Origin of the sequence: Pantoea sp. Taur (assembly GCF_009830025.1) — a bacterium.
GTDB classification, from domain to species: Bacteria; Pseudomonadota; Gammaproteobacteria; order Enterobacterales; family Enterobacteriaceae; genus Pantoea; species Pantoea communis.
Genome location: NZ_SZZZ01000004.1, coordinates 354,174 through 377,250 on the forward strand (window position 1 = coordinate 354,174; position 23,077 = coordinate 377,250).

The following is a 23,077-nucleotide window of genomic DNA, read 5'->3' on the forward strand; positions in this document are numbered from 1 at the left end:
ATTCCGCTTGAGGCCATGATGGATAATTTTCAGAAAGAGATCGATGAACGCGCTAACCTTGCGCTTTCCAATAAATTCGAACTGCTGCTGTTCCGCCTGGGTTCCGATCAGCTGAAAGGCAAATCTGAGCTATACGGCATCAACGTGTTTAAACTGCGCGAAATCGTACCGATGCCCACCATTACCCGTGCAGCGGGTATGCAGTCACCGCTGCTCGGTATGGCCAGTATTCGCGGTCAGTTTATCCCGGTCATCGACCTGCCCGCAGTGACCGGTTGTAAACCGGAAACCGGCCTCAATCTGCTGCTGGTGACCGAATATGCGCGCAGCACCCAGGCCTTCGCGGTGGAGTCGGTGGAGAATATCGTCCGTCTCGACTGGAACCAGGTGCACACTGCCGAAGCCGGCATTGGCAGCCGCAATATCACCAGTATCGCCTGCCTCGATACCGACGGTCAGAGCAACAATCTGGCAATGGTGCTGGACGTTGAGCAGATTCTGTATGACATCATCCCTTCGGTGCGTGGCGTTGAGCCAAGTGCTGAGACGGCGAAAGATTTCAACCTCAAGCCTGGCCAGGTGGCGATTGTCGCGGAAGACTCCAAAGTGGCGCGTCAGTTGCTGGAACAGGGTCTGAAAAGCATGGGCATTCCGGCCATCATGCATAACACCGGTCTGGAAGCCTGGATCAAAATTAACGAGATGCAGAAAGAAGCCGCAGCGGCAGGCGAGTCGATACACGACAAAATCGCGCTGGTGTTAACCGATCTGGAAATGCCAGAGATGGATGGCTTTACCCTGACGCGTAATATCAAACGTGATGATGCATTGCGTCAGATTCCGGTAGTGATCCACTCCTCGCTCTCCGGCAGTGCCAACGAAGACCACGTGCGTAAAGTCGGCGCCGATGGCTATGTGGCGAAATTTGAGATTAATGAACTGTCGAGCGTGATCCATCGCGTGCTGGAAAAGAAACGTTAATCCTTTCTAATCTCACCTACCTCCCTATAAGGCGCGTTATTCGCGCCTTTTTTACGTCCTGCCTTCCCTGATAAAACCGATCCACTCATTAATCATGTTAACGGTTTTGTGACGCACCTCTAAAAAATTAAAGTTAAAACATTAACAACCGATAACTGATAGCGCTTGAACCGGTGCTGCCATACCAGATTAATTACGCCCGGAAAGTATCTTTACCTTATAAAACATCAGCCTGATGCGGGCCCTCAGCCTGCTTTTCCGTCTTGAAAACAACACTATTTAGCATTACGGGGAGAACCAATGTTGAGCTTAAAGAATATGAAAGTGGGCGTCCGTTTAGGGATAGCCTTCGCACTTGTTGTGGCCCTTCTGGGGGTAGTCGGTGTGACGTCGATTATGAAAATCAACAACATTAAAAACGGCATCACCTCCATTGTGGAAGACCGCTATGTCAAAGTCCGTCTGGGTTTTGACGTGCGCGATGGTGTGAACGATCAGATCAAATACTTACGCGGCATGGTGATTGATACGCTGCGCCCGGAAAACAACGTACAGCGTTTTAAGCAGCTGGATGAGGCAACCGAGCGCACCAACAGCGCCATGAAAAAGATCGAAGCCATTCAGGTTACCGAAATCGGTAAAAAGAAAATCGCCGGTCTGCTGGCCGCCAGCCAGCTGTTTGAGCAGCAAAAGAATGAAGTGCTGGATCTGGTACGTGCAGGCAAGCTTGAAGAAGCCAGCACTTATGTGCTCAAGAAAATCACCAGTACCCAGAACGCCTACCTTGATAGCGCGGTGGCTTTTGCCAACTCACAGTCCGATCAACTGCGCAAAGAGGGGACGGGCATTATTGATGACGGCTCGACCGCCATCGAAATCACACTGATCTTCTCGGCGATTGCGATTGCCGCCTCCGTGCTGCTTGGCTTTATGCTGACGCGCTCAATTGTCCGCCCGCTCAATGAAGCGGTTGGCATCGCCAAGAAAGTGGCGGCGGGCGATCTCAGCTCCCACATCGAGGTCAGCGGCAAAGATGAAACCGCCGTGCTGATGCAGGCACTGCAGGCGATGAACGATAACCTGCTGACCATCGTGTCCAACGTGCGTGCCGGTTCTGACACTATTGCCGTGGCCTCAAATCAGATCTCCAGCGGCAACATCGATCTCTCATCCCGTACCGAGCAGCAGGCCAGCTCGCTGGAAGAGACCGCCTCCGCCATGGAGCAGATGACCGCGACCGTGAAGCACAATGCGGATAACGCGCGTGAAGCCAATCAGCTGGTGGCCACCACCTCAACCGTTGCCAAAGAGGGTGGCGTGGTGATGGAACAGGTCATCGAGAAGATGGAGGCGATCACTCTCTCTTCTAAAAAGATTGTCGATATCATCAGCGTGATCGACTCCATTGCCTTCCAGACCAACATTCTCTCGCTTAACGCTGCGGTTGAAGCTGCTCGCGCCGGTGAACAAGGCCGTGGATTTGCTGTGGTCGCCACCGAAGTGCGCAATCTGGCACAGCGCTCCGCCTCTGCCGCGAAAGAGATCAAAGTCCTGATTGAAGACTCAGTCTCGAAAGTGGATGAAGGCAGCCGTCTGGTGACGCACGCGGGAACCACCATTGGTGAAGTGGTGAACAGCGTGAAGAGCGTGGCGGATATCATGAGTGAAATTACCATTGCCAGCAGCGAGCAGAGCAGTGGTATTAGTGAGATCAATCTGGCCATAACCCAGATGGAAGCGGTCACTCAGCAAAATGCCGCGTTGGTGCAGGAAGCCTCTGCCGCTTCACAAGCGTTGCAGGAGCAGGCCGATCGTCTGGCGCAGTCAATGAGCGTCTTCAAAACCGCGGCAGTGTAAGACAGAGCGGCGCGAGGAGTCGCGCCGCCCTTTTGCATCAATGCATCAGCGAATACGCAATCGACGAAATCGCTAACAGGCCAACAATCACCACAAACACATTGCTGATTTTGCCACTGTACTGACGCATCGCCGGGACTTTCTGAATGGCGTACATCGGCATCAGGAACAGAATCATCGCAATGATCGGCCCGCCGAGGGTTTCAATCATGCCGAGAATACTCGGGTTCCAGGTGGCAACCAGCCAGGTCGTCAGCAGCATAAAGCCGGTTGTGACGCGGTTCAGACGCTGAGGCGACACGTTTTTTCCCCGGCTGCGCAGCGATTTCACCACAATTCCATTGAAGCCTTCACGCGCACCCAGATAGTGGCCGAGGAACGATTTGGTGATTGCCACCATCGCCACAATCGGTCCCATCCAGGCAATCATCGGCACATTAAAGTGGTTTGCCAGATAGGAGAGAATGGTGATGTTCTGCTCTTTCGCCGCCTGCAAATCCGCCGGTGATAGGCTCAGCACACAGCTGAACACAAAGAACATCACCGTCACCACCATCATCAAGTGTGCGCTAGCGAGAATGCGTGAGCATTTCTTTTCCGCTGCTGCGCCATACTCGTTGCGCTTCGCCACCGCGAACGACGAGATAATCGGCGAGTGGTTAAAGGAGAACACCATCACCGGAATTGCCAGCCACAGCGTCATCCAGATGCTGCTATCGCCAGCGCTTTGGCTGAACGACAGCGTTTCCAGTGCAGCGCCGTGCCAGTGTGGCACCAGATAGGCGGCCAGTAGCATCAGCACCGCGACAAACGGGAACACCAGCACGCTCATTGCCTTGACGATCATCTGCTCGCCAAAGCGTACCACCGTCATCATGCCGATGATCAGTACCAATGACAGCACCACGCGCGGCGGCGAGACCATCCCGAGTTGATGCACGATAAAGCTGTCGACGGTGTTGGTGATCGCCACGCTGTACATCAGCAGGATCGGGAAAATAGCGAAGAAATAGAGCAAGGTGATGATCTTGCCTGCGCCCACACCGAAATGCTCTTCCACCACTTCAGTAATATCTTCACCGGGGTTTTTACCCGACAGCACAAAGCGCGTCAGAGCTCGGTGTGCATAGTAGGTCATCGGGAACGCGAGGATTGTCATAATAATCAGGGGGATTAGACCACCTGCACCTGCATTGATAGGCAGGAACAAAACGCCTGCGCCTATCGCTGTACCGTAGAGGCCCAGCATCCACACGGTATCACTCTTACGCCAGCCTGTTGAACGGGCCTCAACCGTGCCCTGCGCAACGGTTTGTGAGTTGTCCATCTGTCTCTCCAGAATTTAAAGCTTTTTAAACAATGCAGCCGAAATCACGGCGGCTAAACATGCCATTGGTGCGACGGGGCACATGCTACGCGTTTTTGACGACTTAAGGTTGCCTGAACGCAAGACATGCATCACAAAGCCATCATAAATGCGCGAATCGGTTATTTAATCAACAAAAATGCATGATTCGCGCACGCAAACGTTTGCATGGGGCGCTATTTGACCTGAGAGCATGCTGGAGTGCAAGGGTTTGTCGGGCGCGAATGGCAGACCGCCAGGGTATTGGCAGGAGAATCATGCGTGAGACAGCGAGGAGTGAAAAGCAGGCCGTGCTGGCAGAGAAAATGTGGCAACGGCGAACCGTTGCCACAGGGACTGCAGTAGAGAAAGGTGAAACTCCCCCGGCAACTGCTCTCTGGCGAAGCCATCGTTCCACTCGGCATTCTGAGGAATATCCGCAGCAGACAATGACAGAGAATAATCCCGGGGGAATTTCAAATCAGAATGCGCGCATTCTGTAGAGTGCATAGAGGAAATAGTACGCTGTGATAGTATTCAAATTCATAATCATGTACTTCAGTTTTTCATTTTTATTCAGCAGAATGAAAATCCCTTTCGAGTATTTCCCCCGCTTTATTTCATTTATTTCCTGCGCGATGTCCGCAGGTGAAAACGACGAATGATACATCGCTGTGACAATTTGCATATCTAACGCCAGTACGCGTTTTGAAATGCCTTTTAGCAGGTAATCGAGATTACTTCCCTGATATTTTTCAACGATAGAATCATACAGCGTGGTCAGAAACTGTTTCCTGACTTTAAGCTCGCTATAATGCACCTTTTGCTTGGATAATGAACCGGCAACATCTTCATAATGGTAAGCCGTTCCCTGAGTGACCAGAAAATTGCTAATACAGCTGAAGAATTTGAGGTTAAATAAAAGATCTTCACTCATTGAGATCCCCTCAATAAAGCGCAGATTCAGCTCACTCAGTATCTGACGGCGATAACACTTATTATGCAAATAACCAATGTTGTCGCTCATCTCCAGCTCACCGAGCACATAAGGAATATCCTCGTTGCTGAAGAAGCCAGCCTGAGAGACCTTGCCCACACGGCCGTCGTTGAGGTTTCCTACCATCAAATCTACCGACTCCGTTGGCCATGCATCCAGATTCAGTTTGAAGATCATTAGAAAATCATCATCCACCCAATCATCTGCATCGAGGAAAAGAACATATTCCCCACTGGCCTGTTGCAATCCGCTATTGCGAGCCGCGCTGACACCGGCGTTCCTTTGGTTTATTACCGTGACCTGATAATAACGTGAAAACTCCTCCAGTACGTTTAGGGTTGAATCAGTGCTACCATCATTGACCACCACAATTTCATAATCGCTGAACGTCTGATTAAGCACACTCAGCAATGTCCGCTTGATGGTTTTTTGTGAGTTATAGACGGGAATAATAATACTGAAAAGTGGTTTTTCATTCATGATAAACTCTCTTTACTGTCTGAGGTTTTGTAATTGACAAATAACTGCCATAGTTTCCTGGGGTTGATGAAAATCTGATGAATACGCATCACCGGTTGCGCAGTGAAGAAATAATTAAGCAGCGAGAAAGAGAGGAATTCGGTTAATACCACGCTGAGGGCAGCGCCGGTTAAACCCAAAAGCGGCACCAATAAAATGGACGATGCCAGGCAGATAATTAATACCGCAAAGGTCTTTTTCACTAAAAAGCGATAACCGTTGTACTTAATAATAAAACGGTCCATGAGGCTGCTGAGCACACCACACATCGCGCCCACACTGAGCAGCAGCGTCGGCGCGATGGCATCGAGATACGCCTCGCCGTAAAAGTCACGGATAAACCAGCCTGCGAGTTGCCATATCGCCATGATCACAATGGCGGACACCCCCACGACCAGCAGATGCAGTTTTTGCGCTTTGACAATTGACTGCTCATCATCACGCTCGGCAAAGAACGCCGGAAAAAATGAGGCCAACAAGGCATTAGGTAAAAACACCCATGAGGTTGCCAGCGTCATGGCAACAGCAAATATCCCCGCCTCCTTTACACCGAGGAAATACGAAACGCTGAGTTGGTTGACGCGGGTATAAATCGCGATAGCGATCACCGAGAACACCAGCGAAATGCCAGAAGCCACCATGTAGCGCGAATACTTTTTGATGTGGCGCAGCGCCGGAATCGGCCCCTGGCGATGATAGCGCCAGAAAATCGCCAGCTTGATGCTGAACGGCAGCAACGTAGCCAGCACAATGGGGATCGCCAGAAACTGAGGGTCCAGTTGCAGATACGAAATAATGAAGCGCACTGACAGACTGATGGCGAGGCCGATCACGTTGGCGATCACATTGAGTCGAGCGTTGAGCATGGCCTCGTTGTAGATATTGACCAGATCAATCGACGAGAACAGACAGGCCATCGCCGCTGCGCAGATAAATACCAGCGCTTCACGGCTCCACGCCTCTCCCATGATCACCATGCCGCTGAGCGCTAAACCGCAGTAAATCAGCATCACCAGCAGAAAAGTCGCCATCATCAGGCGAATACCTGAATGACGATTTTGCGAAATACGCTTCAGCAAAATCACATCGCTGCCCATCACGGCGATCGACTGAATAAACTGAAACACCAGCATGGAGAGTGAGATAATGCCGAAGGTGGTCGGTCCAACATATTTCGCGACATAGGACGTCACAAAAATCAGACCAAACACTGCGATGAGTTTTTCAGCAATCATCCACATCGAATTTTTTAATTTATCTTTCACAGATCAACCTCAGTGAGAATCATGACTAAGCCAAACTTCACGTCCCTTTCGTCCGACTTAACATTAACTTTGATTTATTTAGGAGTTTCCTCAGGCAGAAATCGCCGGCCTTTTAACTCTCATAAAACGGTGGGTTAAATAAGATTATCGCCAATCAAATCGTGCAATTTTATTATTCATTCATTTAACTAAAAGCGCAGGCTACCGCCCCTGGCTTACAGCTACCAGTTTACTGACTACCTGTTACGGGCTATTTTTGGCGCAAAGAAACCACACTGCACTCAGACGAGTTCAGTTAAATATCATGTGGTTATATTAAATCTCATATTGAAGACAAGATGACGCTTAGTGCAATCACCGTGACATCAATAAGAAACGCCAATTATCAATATGCCATTCAATATGATTAAAACGGGTGCAGCCTACTGAATTTTTTTGCACCACAAGAAATGCCGACCGGGATTGAAAAGGTACATCTAAAGACGGCCTTCTCAACGAACGTTACGACATTAACGATTTTGCTGTATGCCCTGCCTTTTTATTATCTCGATGCGTCTTTCGCCGTTCGATAAAGGCAAGTGGCGTTAATTCAACATGGCTCTCGCAGCCGTGTTGCAATGGGCTCAGGGCCCTAATTTTGCGATCTGATTCAAACTTTTAATCGCATTCTCACCAGACAACGCGATGAGGTCAATGGCCTGGAGGCCAATACGGAATTTACTTAGCTGATAAACGGATTAAGCAGAGTGGAAAAGATTAGCCGTGATGAATTGGGATTCTTCAAATTGATAAGTTCAGCTGTAACAGATTGTTAGGAATAATAAGATAGAAAACAATTTAAAAGGCCATCCGACGCTAACACGTTGTTCTTTAAGTTATCAGGCAAATCATCTCATTGAATTAAACTGTAATTAATCTTCAGTTACTTTCGGACCTACTATATTTAGTAGTCTGTTGTCGATATCTCCATAAAAAGCCGCTTATGCAACACTATGCAGAACAACATTAATTTCAAAGGCAAACTTATCGAATAAAACACTGATAATTTAAGCGAAGCGTAGCCAATAAAGGTTACTTAGCTCAAATATTTTTTAAAGTCTGGGATGAGATGCCGATAATGCATACAGTGCAATTTGGCCTTGAGAACCCCGATGATCAGCCTTCAAACCAACGTGTCTGCGATGATCGCGACGAAGCAATCAAACCAAAATGGTTCCGCACTGAGCGTGGCGATTGAGCGCCTGTCCTCAGGGATGCGCATTAACAGCGCCCGTGATGATGCGGCAGGCCAGGCGATAGCAAACCGTTTTAGCAGCCAGCAGAGTGGTCTGGCGCAGGCGCAGCGTAACACTGGCGATGGTTTATCGATGGTGGATACTGCCAGTAGCGCACTGGATGAAGTCAACAATCGCTTGCAGCGTATCCGTCAGCTAACGGTGCAGGGGTTGAACGGCACCAACTCTCAGGAAGATACCGATTCCATTCAGGCGGAAATTAACCTGAATCTCAAGGAGATCAATCGCCTCAACAGCAGTTCAAGCTTCAACGGATTAAAACTCCTGGATGGCAGCGCGGGTCGTGTGGGAATTCAGGTGGGTGCCAATGATAATCAAAAGATTGGCGTCGATTTATCGAGCGGATTCAGCGTCAGTGAGTTAGGTCTGGATGACTTCGTGATCAGCGGTATCAGTGGCAAGGTTACGGCGGTTCCGAGCCTGACCGGTTTGGCGCTGAATATGTCATTGAGTAGTCCGGACATTACCGTGGCCTACTCTCCTGCAGCGGACTCGCCACAGTTGGTGCAAAGCAGTAGCAATGGCCAGCAATTCATTCAAACCACAGGCAGCGATGGCAAGCCAACCTATTATCTGGCCAGTGTCAGCGCCCGCTGGGATACCGCCTCAGCGGCGGGTAATGTTTTAATTAGCAGAAGCACCAGCGTGCCGCTTTACAGCCCGGTGGAGAGCATTGCTTCCCGCAGCATGACCTCGATTAACTACCAGGATAATACTGGCACCGCATTGAGTAACACGCCCGCCCCAACGCTGACTGAAGACAGCGGCCAGTATTATATTCAACAGGATGATAATTATTATCCTGCTACCATAAGTTACGGCTCCAGTGGCGCCATTACGGCGACAATGACCACCGATCCTGCGAAGACGGACAGTGATTTCACCACACTGCCAACCACGGTGAACGCCACGCCAACCGTCACCACCAGTAGTGCGACCCTGAGTTTTAGCGATAGCTTAAACAATGCAGTTGCCAACAGTGATGCACGCTTACTCCGCACCACAGGCGGACAATATGTGATGGAAGTGGATAATGGCGGCGGTAGCTACCAATATTACAACGCCACGGTGACCACCACCTCGGATGGCAACGACGTAAGCCTGAGTGTTAAGGCCACCAGCGCCACCAGCATCAACAGTTTTAATGACGTCACCAGCGTGACCGGTACTTCGTACATCACGCTGGATCCCGCCAATGTCGATGTCAGGTATACCGATGCCCAGGGCGTCAGCAGCAATGACGTATTGCGGCTGGACAGTGATGGGAACTACTACATGGGGGTACCTGACGGGCGTGAAAGCAAAACCGCCACCTTTGTGACGGAAGACAGCGCACCGAACGCTTTGATGCTGAAGACTTTACGGGGCGTCGGTGATGTTCAAATCTACTATATGGCCAATGTGTCCTCGGTCACGGATACCTCAACTAACCTCACCACCACCAGCGTAAAAGAAGTGGGTGACGAGATCCGCCTGAAGCATCCTGATGATCCACTGGCAACACTGGATAGAGCGATTGCACGCGTTGATAGCCAACGCAGTGAGTTGGGTGCAACGGCCAATCGGTTGAGTTCGGCGCAAAGCTTACAAAGTGGTGCTACGACCAACCTGGCAAGTGCTCGCTCACGTATCGAAGATGCAGATTATGCAGCGGAGGTTTCCGCGCTGACCCGGGCACAGATTGTGCAGCAAGCCAGTTCTTCCGTGCTGGCTAAAGCCAACCTCCAGCCGCAGCAGGTGCTTACCTTATTGCAGGGGTAATGCAGCGCCTCTGAGGCCCCTTCACACAGCCCGAAGTCCGCCCCCATGAAATAGATGGCAGCCTCACGCCACAAACAAAAAAGGCGAGGCCAAAGCCTCGCCAAAATGTGCTGAACCTAATCGTAATAGGGAAGTTTACGATCGACACCGTTGATATTCACCAGCACAAAGCCGGTTGGCGCGGTTTTATTGGTTGGCGTGCCGGCGGCAGTGGCTACTGTCAGCACGCCCTTCTCATTAGCACCAATCCCCGCCAGCCCATTGTGCATGCCAAAGCGTGCGGCTGGCTTCAGTGTGCCCATGTTGGTGGTATCGGTAACAACCGACAGATCAGACTGGAACAGCGAGCATGAGCCTGAATCGAAACGCGTTGGGCCGGTAGTTTTCAGGTTCAGCATGGTGTCGCCACTGTTCGCTTTCAGCTTCACCCACACCACGGCATAAGTGGTACCGACACGGCCGTAACGCATATCCAGGATGGCGGGCTGCCCCATATGAAAGGCATCCGCCCACACCGTTTCCAGCCGTTGCAAATTGATCCAGGTTTTGCCGCTACTTGCCACGTTAACCGGGGTGCCGGCGGTGCCGGTGGGCTGGGTGGCATCGGCTTTACCAATAAACTCCATCACCCACTGCTGGTTCGCATTCGGGAAGAACAACTGCCCCAGGCGATACCAGTTGTCAGTTGACGTGTTATTGGTGATCTTGTAGCCGCTATAATAGCCGGCACGTAGCGATCCGGTCAGGAAACTACCGTAACTCTCGTCGCGGCGATAACCATATTCGAAGGTGGAGAGCCATCTGCCGGCCACCAGATCGTTCGACACTTTCGCGCCAGATTGCAGGTTGATTTGACGCATCACCACGCGCGCATTATTGAGATTGAAAGGATTGCCGCAATCCTCAATATTGAGCGTGTCAATGGTCCAGCCACCATCCGACAAGTCTCCTGGATTGCGCGTGTGCTCGATCCACACATTGCGCAAAATCCCCTGTGTACAGCGCGGCATATACAACGTGGCGTCACCATAACCCGTCTGGAAGTTACAGTTACAAATCTCAATCGCGGTAGAGTGATCCCATACCCCATTTGGTGAATTTGACCAGCCCACATCGAAGACGCGCGCATAGGTGTAGAGGGTATAAATCTGGTCAAATTTGGTGTCCAGCGTATCCAGCACTTTAATCACCGTGCCGCCGTTATTCTGTGCGCGGAAACAGTAGATATTTACCGTGGTGCCTTCGATACAGGTATTTTCGAAGAACGGCTGCACGTTGCTGCACATATCGGCAGTGATGGTGCCTTTGTTGGTGGTGATATCGGCCGAGGCCTGACCATTCCAGGCAATGCCGCGAATTGAGGTGCGGCGCGCCTTCACCTTGAATACCGGGTTGGCACTCTTATCCGAGATAATCGTGGTACGCGGCAGCGAACCCAGCTCAACATCATCACCCTGCAGACCGAAGAAGGCGTTATCGGTGCCGCTGATATCAATTGGACTGATCAGAAACTTCCCGCCGGGAAAACGAATCGGCAGGTCCTTAATATTACCGCTGTAATTCTGCGTCCAGGTTAGCATGCGATTAACCGCGTCCGTGTCATTGGCATAACCGTCTCCTTTGGCACCAAAGTGATAGACGTTCACGTCAGAAGGATCGTTAATCACGCGTTTCCAGTAAAAGCCATTACCGATGGCTAAGGTACCGCCATCGTCTGTCGCAGTAGTGGTGCCAATAAAACCGGTGAAGTCACCGCCTCCATGGAAGGTGGAGTCCGCGTTGTAGCGGCGCAAAAACGCCAGATCGCCATTTTTAGTCGGCGTGGTGGTGCGCAGTTCTGCGAATGAATTAACTTCGATCATCATAGCCTCCTCGGCCTTTTCAGGTTTGCAATGCAAGTGTGGGAACGGCGTTACTGCGCCAATCGGCCGCAGTGCTGATCCCAGAGATCGTTGTGGTTGTTGATGGCGCGCACGGTGCGAACATCCATACGCTCGGCATCATTGCCGTGGGTGTAAATCGGGGAGAAAAGCGTGCAAGCAGAGTCGATAACGACGGGGGATTCAGGGCTGGTTGTATTTCGAGTGCTGCAGCTTGTCGCGAGCAGCAGCGTCATCAAGATTAAGATTGCTGGCTTCCACACGTTTAGCCTCCTCGCGCAACTGTTGTTGCTGCTGGTTAACCGCGACAGCCTGCACGGCCGCTTTGTTCGCGGAGTCCACCTCTGATTTGGCTTGTTGCTGCACCTTGCCAATCTTTCTGCCACCGAAGTAGCTGGCCACCAGTGCCGCAACAATGCCCGCCAGCGCAGCCAGCCAGTGCCAGCTGCCGCCAAGCAGTGAAGTAATAAGCGTCATGGTTTCTCCTCCAGCGTCTTGCGCTGTTCAATCAGGTTTTTCTGTCGGACAAACTGCGCCAGAACCCCCATCGCCACCATGAAGGCACCAATCAAACCGAGGTAGTTGTGGGGAAGAATGTCTTTGATGTCCTGAGGCAATGCATTCCAGGTATCCAGCGCGGATGAGGGGAAGGATTGCGCCCAGGCGCTGAGCATCGAACCCAATGAAGCCAGCCATACTGACCAGGTTTTGAACAACAGTCGCGCATGCTTCACAAACTCCAGCGTGGTGAAACGCTGGAGCAGCAACAGCACAATCACTGCTGCCAGCACCGCGATGACAAACACCATCCATCTCATGTTCATAACAGCCCCCGATAAATGTCGTAGCTGCCGCTGCGCATGACTTCAGCGTGACGCCGTGCGCGCCCGGGCGTTTGCCGTGCCCACAAGCTGTCGAGCATGGCATTGGCGGCGCCATTAAAGTCCCCCTGGGTGATGGCGCTCAGCATGCCGCGAAACAGGGATAACCCATCAACGCCCAATTGATATGCCATGCTGATCAGCACATCACAGCGCGCCTCACTGCACTTGCTTAGCGCTTGCTGCACCAGAGCACGCTGGTTCATCTCCAGCACTTTGTTTTCCACAATGCACTGCTTCCACACATCCCCGACTCGTCGCGGTACCTGGAAGATGTAGTTGCTGAGTGAGGCTCCTTTAGGCCCGATGCGGATACCGCCGGCCACGGTAGGAAACCCTTGCGTATCAAGGTAGGGCGCCTCGCGGTAGCCCTCTTCAAAATTCAAAATGGCAATAATCTGGCTCATAGCGATTCCTCTTTGACGGGCGCAACGATGCAAAAATGACTGCGCAAAGACTCCAAAACATAAATCTCACTGATCTATCCGCCCTTCTGAGACCACGCGTAATCCGCGCTACGCTCAAGCGAGGCTAAACAGTGAGCAACAACGAAACGTTCCGCTTAAAGCTGGGAAATATGACAAGGATTTAGCGCACGGCGTACAAATGGACGTGGGGCAGACAGCAGTTGTCGAAGCTGGCGCTTTCGGCCTGACGTGGTGTGGGGGCCATTACCGCACAGTCGACTCGCGATTGCGTCTGGCGCTGGCAGATGCGTTCTGCGCTACGCAGGCTTGGGTTATCGGGCTCAAGGCCTAAGGCGCAGTCAATACTGCGCTTCAGGCGGCTAAGTGACTGGCGGCGTCGGTGACGGCGGGTGCGCGCGTTCCCGGTGAAGACTGACTTGCCATACTGGATAATCGCCATAACTCCTCCTGTGAATGAGTCTTTGGCGATGGGGTGGCAGGCGCGGCGTGTCGGCTGAAGCCGAGGCGTCCGTGATTCCACTGCAAACACTCGACATCGACCCGCCCGGCTGCGTTCGCGGCCAGGAATAAGCAGAGGAGAGTGAAGTCAGAAGAGAGCTGACGACGCTGCATAATGCGCATCCACCCCATCCCAAAATTCACTGACTTTGGGTGGTGGGTATCGCGCTTGTGCAGCGCCTCAATTGTTTAAGAGCGGGCTCATCCGGGAGCAGTGATGTCGTCCTTCCATGGTCAAATTATTAACAGGTTCTAATGCATTGGCAAACACCAACAGTTAATTTTTTATTTACCATCGGTTAAATTTATGATTTCAGCCGGAATATTTTTTTACCTGCTCAGCGCGTTTTGTGATCAACCTAAAATCTGGTAATCACGCGCCTGGCTCATGATGACGCGCGCCACGACCTGCAATGAGGCCGCCTCATCCAGCGTTAAGTACCAGGTCTCATAGCGCTTGTTGTCGGAGATGACCGCGACCTTTCTGTGCTGCAGCTGCAGACGTTTGAGATAAAGTTGATCATCCAGCGTAAACAGGTAAATCCCGTCTCCGTCAAAGCGATGCACGCTGATGTCCACGAACAGCTGATCACGTGGCGCAAAGGTGCCGGCCATCGAATCATTGTTTAGCGCGATGAGGCGGATGCTCTCTGCCGGACGGCCGCTGAACAGCACGCGTGCCTCATCCAGCCCATACTCGATAGCCTGAATGGTTTCGACCAGTTCATCACGCGCAGCAATGCCCTGAGCGCTTCGCTGCCCAATATCCAGACTCTCGACGCGGAACCGATGTTGCGGGTCAATAAGTGCATGCTGGCTCACCGTGGCATCGGGTTGCTCCATGCCAAACTGCAGCCACTCTACGCGCACGTCCAGCAACTGGCTGAGCGCCAGTAGATTACTGTCATCCGGAATCGATTGAGCGTTAAACCATTTCCAGACCCCCGGTGTTGAGATCCTGCATCCCCTTTTCTGCAGCGCCTGTGCAACCTGTTTGTTTCGTCCATGTCCGACAATTCCCGCGCTATCACACGCGGCAATCAGCCTGGCAGTAAAAGCTTGTCTGCTACTCTCTTTTTTAACCATCAGTTAATAATCTGCCATCAGTTAAAGACTGAATGTTATTTTCTTTTTTGCTACCAGTTCATTTTATATTACCGTCAGTTTACTACCCAACAGCTTTTATCAATGAAGCTGGATGATCATTATCCTCTTCGACGGGGTGGAAACCAGCAATGAATGCCCTACAGCTTGTTCTGACAGGGGTTTTCAGGATTGTTCTGTGACGCTGATACCAGCACCTAAAACAAAAAATGCGCGAAAAAGCGCGTCGGCGCCATAGATGACAGAAATAAATCAAAAAGCTCTGGAAATAATTGGATCGGAAGCAAAAAAAATGGGCACCCTTACGGTGCCCATTGTGTTGCAGAAGTGAAAATTAGCCGCGCAGCGTATCGTCGCCCCAGCCAATCCACTTGTAGGTCGTCAGCGCTTCCAGCCCCATCGGGCCACGCGCATGCAGCTTCTGCGTACTGACCGCGACTTCCGCGCCCAGACCGAACTGCCCGCCATCGGTGAAACGCGTACTGGCATTGACATAAACGGCGGAGGAATCGACCTGATTCACAAAGCGATTGGCGTTGCCAATGCTGCGCGTCAGGATGCCATCCGAATGCTGCGTACCGTGTTCGCGAATGTGTGCAACCGCATCGTCGAGATCCGCCACCAGCTTGACGTTAAGGTCGTTGGATAACCACTCATCGTCATACTGTTCGGTTTTCACCGCCACCACGCTGGCCGGGCCGTTTTGCAGCAGCGACAGGACATTTTCATCGCCGTGCAGCGGGATGTTTTCCTGCGCCATGCGCTGCAAAAATGCAGGAATAAAGCGTTCAGCCTGATCGCGGTGAATCAGCAAGGTTTCCAGTGAATTGCAGGCGCTTGGACGCTGTTTTTTCGCATTAACAATCACCTCCAGCGCGGGTTCGATTTCCATGGTTTCATCAAGATAGAGATGACACACACCGATACCTCCGGTGATCACCGGAATCGTCGAGTTTTCACGACACAGCTTGTGCAACCCTGCACCGCCGCGTGGAATCAACATATCGACGTAGCGATCAAGTTTCAGCAGTTGGTTAACCAACTCGCGATCCGGGTTTTCAATCGCCTGCACCGCACCTTTTGGCAGGCCATGCTCGCTCAGCGCGTTTTGGATTACGCGAACGGTAGCCGCGTTAGTGCGATAGGTCTCTTTACCGCCGCGCAAAATCGCCGCATTGCCGGTTTTCAGGCACAGAGAAGCCACATCCACGGTGACGTTAGGACGCGCTTCATAAATCACCCCAATCACGCCCAATGGCACGCGGCGACGTTCAATACGTAAACCGCTGTCCAGCACGCCGCCATCGATCAACTGTCCGACCGGATCGGCCAAACGGCACACCTGACGCACATCGTCAGCGATACCTTTCAGACGCTGTGGATTGAGCGTCAGGCGATCCAGCAATGCCGCGCTCATGCCATTTTGCCGCGCATCGGCCAAATCCAGCTCGTTAGCCGCCAGAATGTCGGTACTTTCCGCTTCCAGGCGATCGGCAATCGTCAGCAGCACCTGATTTTTTTGTTCTGTGGAGAGTTCTGCCAGCTTGTACGACGCTACACGCGCCGCTTTTCCCATTTCTTCTAACATCATCTGCTCCTTAACTGACGATCATGTCGTCACGATGCACCGCAACCGGGCCATATTCGTAACCGAGGATGTCGCTGATTTCCTGGCTGTGATGACCGGCAATCATGCGCATGGCGTCGCTGTTGTAGCGCGTCACGCCGTGAGCGATATCGCGGCCTTGCAGGTTACGAATGCGGATCACTTCGCCACGAGAGAAGTTGCCCTGTACTTCACGCACGCCTTTCGGCAGCAGTGAGCTGCCGCGTTCTAATACCGCAGCCAGCGCACCGTCATCAATGACAATTTCGCCAGCCGGCGGTGCGCCGAAGATCCAGCGCTTGCGGTTCTCCAGCGGTGATTGCTGTGCGTGGAATCGGGTGCCGACGGGCTTGCCATACAGCACATCGCTGATCACATCCGGGCGGCTGCCCGCCGCAATGATCACGTCGATACCGGCGCGGCAGGCCACATCGGCCGCCTGCAGTTTGGTCGCCATGCCACCCGTGCCGAGGCCGGAAACACTGCCTCCAGCCAGCGTGCGCAACGCATCATCAATCTGGTGCACATCGCTGATCAGTTCCGCTTCCGGATTGGTACGCGGATCGGCCGTGAACAGGCCCTGTTGATCGGTCAGCAGCAGCAGTTTATCCGCGCCGCCGAGCATCGCCGCCAGCGCAGACAGGTTATCGTTATCGCCGACTTTAATTTCAGCGGTAGCAACAGCATCGTTTTCGTTAATCACCGGCACGATATGGTTGTCGAGCAGCGCACGCAGCATGTCACGCGCGTAGAGGAAGCGCTCACGATCTTCCATATCCGCACGCGTCAGCAGCATCTGGCCGATATGAATTCCGTAGATGGAGAACAGCTGTTCCCACAGCTGAATCAAACGGCTCTGCCCCACCGCAGCCAGCAGCTGCTTTGAGGCGATGGTGGGCGGCAGTTCGGGGTAACCCAGGTGTTCGCGTCCAGCGGCAATCGCGCCTGATGTGACGATAACGATACGATGACCCGCCGCGTGCAGTTGTGCACACTGACGAACCAACTCCACCATGTGCGCACGATTCAGCCGACGCGAGCCGCCGGTGAGGACGCTGGTACCCAATTTGACCACAAGGGTCTGACTGCCACTCATGTTTTTCCTGCCATATAAGAAAAAAATTCTGCGAAGGGACGTTTTATCAGGAGTGAGCGAGGAAGCCAATAACAGCAAGGGGAAAAGCACAAAAATCCCCTGACAATGCAGTAGACCAAAAGTTCGCGATTAACAAGAAATCAGAAAAACTGTCATAAAACTTTCATCACCAGTCGGTAAAAAGTCCCCTGTTTTACAAACCCTTTCAAGGGTACAACAAATTTTACTCATTGGGATTGATAGCAAATGAAGAAGAGCACACTGGCATTAGTCGTATCAGCGCTGGCACTGGCTTCCACCGCCCAAGCCGCAGAAGTTTATAACAAAGACGGCAACAAACTGGATCTGTACGGTCGCGTTAAAGGCATGCACTATTTCAGTGACAACGCGGGTTCAGACGGTGACAAAACTTACATCCGTCTGGGCTTCAAAGGTCAGACTCAGATCAACGACCTGATGACCGGTTACGGTCAGTGGGAATATCAATTCCAGGGTAACCGCACTGAAGGCAGCGATGCTAACAGTGGTAACAAAACCCGTCTGGGCTTCGCCGGTATCAAGTTTGGTCAATATGGTTCTATCGACTATGGCCGTAACTACGGTGTTGTATACGACGTAATGGGCTGGACTGACGTTCTGCCAGAATTCGGCGGTGACAGCGATTACACCGATACTTACCTGCTGGGCCGTACCTCTGGCGTGGCAACTTACCGCAATAATAACTTCTTTGGTCTGGTTGATGGCCTGCGCTTCGCGCTGCAATATCAGGGCAAAAACGACGCGACCAGCGCTAACAGCCGTTCAGATGCTTCTAAGCAGAATGGCGACGGTTACGGTGCGTCACTGGGTTACACCATTGCTGATACCGGCATCAGCCTGATGGGTGCATTGTCTTCTGCGGACCGTACTGACACTCAGACCTCTACTGGTCGTCTGGGCAGCGGCGACAAGGCAGAAGCATGGGCTGCAGGTATCAAATACGATGCTAACAGCATCTACCTGGCGACCACCTACTCTGAAAACCGTAACATGACCCCAATCACGGGTGGTGTGGCGAACAAAGCACAGAACTTCGAAGTGGTTGCACAGTACCAGTTCGACTTCGGCCTGCGTCCATCCCTGGGCTATGTACAGAGCAAAGGTAAAGACATCGAAGGTATCGGCGATGCGGATATCGTTAAATATGTTGACGTAGCAATGACTTACTACTTCAACAAAAACATGTCTGCCATGGTTGACTACAAAATCAACCAGCTGGATGACAACAACCCACTCGGCCTGAACACTGACGACGTGGTTGCTGTTGGTCTGACTTATCAGTTCTAAGTCGTTAGCTTTACCCTCAATGTGTCTATAAAAAAAGAGCCGGCTCATCACCGGCTCTTTCTTCTTTTTGTCTGTTTAGTTGGCTTAAAAGCCGAGCCCGACGATGGCGTGCTTAAGCGCTGAGCTTCACCGGCTCTTCTTTAAAACCTGATGCAGGTTTGAGATCCAACTTAAGATCCTTCAAGACCGCTTTCAGACGCTCATGGAAATTACGCAGCGTACTCTCCACTTTCTCGTTGTTCTCTTTGCCTTTGATCGTCGCCACACCCCAGTCACCGTCTTTATCAAACAACCCAAAGTGGTATTCATAGGTGAAATGGTCTTCGTGCGCTTCCAGCGTCATCCACCAGCCCCAAAACTCACGGAGTTCGGGTGCGGGTTTAACGTTGACACACGCCGCCAGGCAATCAAAGAAGAAACGCTGCTCTTCACATTTTCCTTCACGGATGTACGGCCCCAATTCGGTGAAGCGCTTCAGCAGGCGACTACGGGGATGACCACTCGGTAACGTCATGCTAATTCTCCCTCAAATAACCGTAAAATTGTTTCTCGTTACGCGAATCACGCGCGCAACGCAAAATATCCCGGATATAAGTAGTAGCAGAGCGTCGAATTTTTGCCAGTCATACACCCAATTGTTTTGCTAACCAGTCACAGATTTGATTTAACGCTTTCTCAAAACTGGAGAACACCGGCGTGGCGGGTATTGCCAATACTTTGCCCTGTGCGGAAGAGTTGGCAATCAATTGAGCCTCCTCTTCTGGGCTGAACAAATCGCCCGGCCAGTATGCCGCCAGCATCGGCGTCGGCGTGCGACGCCCCAACAGACCCTGCACCTTCAGTGAATAGCGATTGAGCTCAATGCGCAGGTTGCTGTCAGACGCGGACGGCATCCCCAGGCGACTGGCCAGCATATCCATGTACATGTCCGGCAGTTGTTGCTGGCGTTGCTCATCGACAAACACGTTATGCACCATCGCGCCCAGTGTCGCGACCGCACGCAGGCGTGGCACTTCCAGATAAGCCAGTCGGGTGGCGACATTGGCGCCAAAGCGATAGCCAAACAGCGCAACGCGCGTGTGATCAATCCACGGCACATTGCTCAGCTCACGCAGCACCTGCTGGTGAAGCTGACTGGTGTCCTGGTTCAGCTTCCATTTGCTGCTGAAGCCCACCGAGGGCATATCCAGCGTCAACATGGCGATGCCACGCGGAGCCAGATAATCGTGGAACAGGCGATAATGATCGCTCTGCAGCGAATCCAGGCCACCGCACAGCAGCACCGTTGGGTATGGGGCTTTGGCCTCAGCAGGCATATGCAGGAAACCGGTGACCGGGCTGCCACCGCTGATCTGGAAGGTCAGCGCTTTCAGCTCACCCGGCAGACGCTGCGTGGCCTCTTCGTATGCCCGGTTTGCCAGCACCTGTGCCTGATCGGCCAGATCATCGCCTTTGATATAGGGATAGGCGGCAATACTGTAGAGATTAGATGCGCGCATCCACTGATGCCCGGCTTCCTCGTGATCTTCATTCTCCATCGCGCGCTGTTGCCATAAGGCGGCCTGCTTCGACCACTCATAGTTCCAGTTACCCCCGCGATAGCCAATCACCGTGTCGAGTTGGGTGTCATCAGTGTGCTCATACTCACTGATAGCGATGCGCGCCAGCACTTCGCTGATCTCCTGCGGAGACAAGCCGCGCCACGTCCACAGCAGCTTGTTGAGCATGCGATACCAGCAAGGTTGGGTATCCCCTTCGAGGGTGTTGTGCACCTGAACCGGATGATGGTGCTGACGATGCACCAGAGAGGAGGTTTCCGGGTGTTTAAAGCGGGGCTTAAAAAGCTCTTCGCTGAGGTTTTTATCCGACATCTTAGACGTTCTCCCGCGATAGTCGCATAGATGCCTAAGAGTGTACTGCACCCACATGTTGGGTGCGAGGCGTAGAATGCACAACGCCCGGCATAACCGGGCGTTGTTTGCGTTGCATCAATCAGCTTTTGACGATTGGCGGGATGTAAACCACGCCCATGTCCCACGGCTGTTCGATCCAGGTGTTCTGCGGAATATCAACAATGTAGTCGTCCACCAGCGAACGACCAGCTGGCTTAGCGAAGATGGTGCAGAAACGCGCTTTTGGATACATATCGCGAATCGCTTGCGCGGTGCCACCGGTATCCACCAGGTCATCAATCACGATGAAACCTTCACCGTCGCCTTCCGCACGCTTCAGCACTTTCATTTCGCGCTGATGATCGTGGTCATAGCTTGAGATGCAGACGGTATCGACATAGCGAATACCCAATTCACGCGCCAGCAGCGATGCCGGAACCAGACCACCGCGGCTTACCGCAATGATACCTTTCCACTGTTCCACAGGAAGCAGGCGCTGGGCCAGTTTGCGGGCATGGATCTGCAACATGTCCCAGGTGACGACGTATTTTTCGCTCATAAAAGAAATCCCGACCAACAATGTTGGTTTAAAAATAGGCAAGGGGGAAAAGGTTGCGCGAGATTATAAGGATCTGACGCGTTAAAAACCAGCATCTGTCGCATTGGATGCAGGATTTTAGCGCGCCTGAGTACGCACCCGGTGAAAAACAGTGATATTCTCAGCCACATCACGTCAGATGTGCTGACGGCGATCTTTCACTGGAACCCGGCGTGCGAGCGGTATGTCCGCCGCGCTGACACAGGAGATGCATTGTGTCTGAATTGTCGCAACTTTCCCCCCAACCGCTGTGGGATATTTTCGCTAAAATCTGCTCCATTCCGCACCCTTCTTACCATGAAGAAGCGCTGGCCGAACACGTGGTCAGCTGGGCCAAAGAGCAAGGCTTTTGGGTTGAGCGCGATCAGGTCGGCAATATCCTGATTCGTAAACCGGCCACTGCGGGCATGGAAAAACGTACCCCTGTCGCGCTGCAGGCGCACCTCGATATGGTGCCGCAGAAGAACAACGATACGGTGCACGACTTCACTAAAGACCCGATTCAACCTTATGTTGATGGCGAGTGGGTTAAAGCGCGTGGCACCACGCTGGGTGCCGACAACGGTATTGGCATGGCTTCTGCGCTGGCGGTGCTGGCTGATAACAGCCTGACCCACGGCCCACTGGAAGTACTGCTGACCATGACCGAAGAATCGGGCATGGATGGTGCTTTTGGTCTCCAGCCAAACTGGCTGCAAGCCGATATCCTGATCAACACCGACTCTGAAGAAGAGGGTGAGATCTACATGGGTTGCGCGGGCGGTATTGATTTCATCACCACCCTGCCATTAAACCGTGAAGCCGTACCTGCGGGCTTTGAAACCCTGAAGCTAACGCTGAAAGGCCTGAAAGGCGGCCACTCCGGTGCCGATATTCATCATGGTCTGGGCAACGCCAACAAGCTGCTGGCGCGTTTCTTTGCGGTCTACGCGCAGGAACTGGATGTGCGTCTGATTGAGTTCACTGGCGGCACGCTGCGTAATGCGATTCCGCGCGAAGCTTTTGCCACGCTGGCAATCGACAGCCATAAAGTGGATGCACTCAAATCGGCTGCGGCTCATTTCCAGGCCACGCTGCTGAACGAGCTGGGCATTAAAGAGAAGAACATTGCGTTAACCACCGAGCCGCTGGCACATCAGGGCCAGGCGCTGACCACCGAAAGCCGCGATCGCTTTATCAACCTGCTGAACAGCACGCCGAACGGTGTAATCCGCAACTCTGACGTGGCCAAAGGCGTGGTGGAAACCTCGCTGAACGTCGGCGTGGTGACCATGGATCAGGACAATGCCGAAATCATCTGCCTGATTCGTTCACTGATCGACACCGGCAAAGATTGGGTGGTGGAAACCCTGACTTCACTGGGCCAGTTGGCTGGCGCGAAAACCGCACCAAAAGGCGGTTATCCTGGCTGGCAGCCTGATGCTGATTCACCGGTGATGGCGCTGACGCGTAAAACCTACGAAGCCCTGTTTGGCAAAACGCCAAACATTCAGGTGATTCACGCGGGTCTGGAGTGTGGTCTGTTCAAGAAGCCGTATCCGAACATGGATATGGTGTCGATTGGGCCAACCATTACCGGTCCACACTCACCGGATGAGCAGGTGCACATTGAGAGCGTCGGTCTTTACTGGAAACTGCTGACTGCGCTGCTGAACGTGGTGCCAGAGAAGGCGTAAATCTTTGCGATGCTGTAAGGAACCAGGCTAAGGCCTGGTTTTTTTATGCCTGCAATCCTGAGGTTAAGGATT

General features: G+C 52.5%; 19 protein-coding genes. 5 read left to right on the plus strand and 14 right to left on the minus strand.

Annotated features, from left to right (window positions below; translation table 11 throughout):
- The first annotated feature begins 18 nt into the window (after positions 1–18).
- The gene (locus FD744_RS08450; protein ID WP_034825306.1) at positions 19–981 is read left to right on the plus strand and encodes a chemotaxis protein; all 963 of its coding nucleotides are present in this window, start codon (positions 19–21) and stop codon (positions 979–981) included.
- Positions 982–1,281: 300 nt separating this feature from the next.
- Entirely contained in the window at positions 1,282–2,838 is a 1,557-nt protein-coding gene (locus tag FD744_RS08455) for a methyl-accepting chemotaxis protein (protein ID WP_160867967.1), read from the plus strand.
- A gap of 37 nt (positions 2,839–2,875) precedes the next feature.
- Here the strand turns inward: FD744_RS08455 and FD744_RS08460 are convergent, their stop codons facing one another.
- The 3 genes from FD744_RS08460 to FD744_RS08470 all read right to left on the minus strand — a co-directional run bounded on the left by FD744_RS08460 (position 2,876) and on the right by FD744_RS08470 (position 6,964).
- A complete protein-coding gene (locus FD744_RS08460; RefSeq protein WP_160867968.1) occupies positions 2,876–4,165 on the minus strand; it encodes an HAAAP family serine/threonine permease in 1,290 nt (429 codons plus the stop codon).
- A gap of 499 nt (positions 4,166–4,664) precedes the next feature.
- A complete protein-coding gene (locus tag FD744_RS08465) occupies positions 4,665–5,660 on the minus strand; it encodes a glycosyltransferase family A protein (protein WP_160867969.1) in 996 nt (331 codons plus the stop codon).
- Positions 5,657–6,964: an oligosaccharide flippase family protein gene (locus tag FD744_RS08470; protein WP_058961536.1), complete on the minus strand. Its 1,308-nt coding sequence runs from the start codon at positions 6,962–6,964 to the stop codon at positions 5,657–5,659. The genes FD744_RS08465 and FD744_RS08470 overlap by 4 nt, the downstream gene beginning before the upstream one ends.
- A gap of 1,151 nt (positions 6,965–8,115) precedes the next feature.
- Between FD744_RS08470 and FD744_RS08475 the strand changes: the two genes are divergently transcribed.
- Positions 8,116–10,020 carry a flagellin gene (locus tag FD744_RS08475; RefSeq protein ID WP_160867970.1) on the plus strand — a complete coding sequence of 635 codons (1,905 nt, stop codon included), beginning with the start codon at positions 8,116–8,118 and terminating at the stop codon, positions 10,018–10,020.
- A gap of 116 nt (positions 10,021–10,136) precedes the next feature.
- Here the strand turns inward: FD744_RS08475 and FD744_RS08480 are convergent, their stop codons facing one another.
- The 8 genes from FD744_RS08480 to proB all read right to left on the minus strand — a co-directional run bounded on the left by FD744_RS08480 (position 10,137) and on the right by proB (position 17,513).
- Positions 10,137–11,882 (minus strand): amylovoran biosynthesis protein AmsF, encoded by a 1,746-nt coding sequence (locus FD744_RS08480; RefSeq protein ID WP_160868004.1) that lies wholly within the window; start codon positions 11,880–11,882, stop codon positions 10,137–10,139.
- A 201-nt stretch (positions 11,883–12,083) separates the two neighbouring features.
- Complete coding sequence (locus FD744_RS08485) at positions 12,084–12,377, minus strand: hypothetical protein (RefSeq protein ID WP_097117544.1); 294 nt, start codon at positions 12,375–12,377, stop codon at positions 12,084–12,086.
- Positions 12,374–12,718 carry a hypothetical protein gene (locus FD744_RS08490; protein WP_202403453.1) on the minus strand — a complete coding sequence of 115 codons (345 nt, stop codon included), beginning with the start codon at positions 12,716–12,718 and terminating at the stop codon, positions 12,374–12,376. Before FD744_RS08490 ends, FD744_RS08485 begins: the two co-directional genes overlap by 4 nt.
- Before the next feature lie 2 nt (positions 12,719–12,720).
- Entirely contained in the window at positions 12,721–13,188 is a 468-nt protein-coding gene (locus FD744_RS08495) for a glycoside hydrolase family protein (RefSeq protein ID WP_034825324.1), read from the minus strand.
- 181 nt (positions 13,189–13,369) lie between these two features.
- Positions 13,370–13,648 carry a hypothetical protein gene (locus tag FD744_RS08500; protein WP_034825325.1) on the minus strand — a complete coding sequence of 93 codons (279 nt, stop codon included), beginning with the start codon at positions 13,646–13,648 and terminating at the stop codon, positions 13,370–13,372.
- A gap of 413 nt (positions 13,649–14,061) precedes the next feature.
- A complete protein-coding gene (locus FD744_RS08505; protein ID WP_034825327.1) occupies positions 14,062–14,793 on the minus strand; it encodes a S24 family peptidase in 732 nt (243 codons plus the stop codon).
- A gap of 352 nt (positions 14,794–15,145) precedes the next feature.
- Positions 15,146–16,399 carry a glutamate-5-semialdehyde dehydrogenase gene (gene proA / locus FD744_RS08510; protein WP_160868005.1) on the minus strand — a complete coding sequence of 418 codons (1,254 nt, stop codon included), beginning with the start codon at positions 16,397–16,399 and terminating at the stop codon, positions 15,146–15,148.
- 10 nt (positions 16,400–16,409) lie between these two features.
- Positions 16,410–17,513, minus strand: coding sequence for a glutamate 5-kinase (gene proB, locus FD744_RS08515; RefSeq protein ID WP_034825331.1), 1,104 nt, complete (start codon positions 17,511–17,513; stop codon positions 16,410–16,412).
- Positions 17,514–17,759: 246 nt separating this feature from the next.
- Here proB and ompC point away from each other — a divergent pair, with 246 nt between their 5' ends.
- A complete protein-coding gene (gene ompC, locus FD744_RS08520) occupies positions 17,760–18,839 on the plus strand; it encodes a porin OmpC (RefSeq protein WP_160867972.1) in 1,080 nt (359 codons plus the stop codon).
- Positions 18,840–18,951: 112 nt separating this feature from the next.
- Here ompC and crl read toward each other — a convergent pair whose 3' ends face one another.
- The 3 genes from crl to gpt form a co-directional block, all read right to left on the minus strand.
- Positions 18,952–19,353, minus strand: a complete 402-nt coding sequence (crl, locus tag FD744_RS08525; RefSeq protein WP_034825334.1) for a sigma factor-binding protein Crl — start codon at positions 19,351–19,353, stop codon at positions 18,952–18,954.
- Positions 19,354–19,462: 109 nt separating this feature from the next.
- Complete coding sequence (gene frsA / locus FD744_RS08530) at positions 19,463–20,710, minus strand: esterase FrsA (RefSeq protein WP_160867973.1); 1,248 nt, start codon at positions 20,708–20,710, stop codon at positions 19,463–19,465.
- Positions 20,711–20,831: 121 nt separating this feature from the next.
- Entirely contained in the window at positions 20,832–21,290 is a 459-nt protein-coding gene (gpt, locus tag FD744_RS08535; RefSeq protein WP_034825338.1) for a xanthine phosphoribosyltransferase, read from the minus strand.
- A 254-nt stretch (positions 21,291–21,544) separates the two neighbouring features.
- On the opposite strand from gpt, the gene pepD reads away from it, so the two are divergent.
- Positions 21,545–23,005 (plus strand): beta-Ala-His dipeptidase, encoded by a 1,461-nt coding sequence (gene pepD, locus FD744_RS08540; RefSeq protein WP_160867974.1) that lies wholly within the window; start codon positions 21,545–21,547, stop codon positions 23,003–23,005.
- The last annotated feature ends 72 nt before the right edge of the window (positions 23,006–23,077 follow it).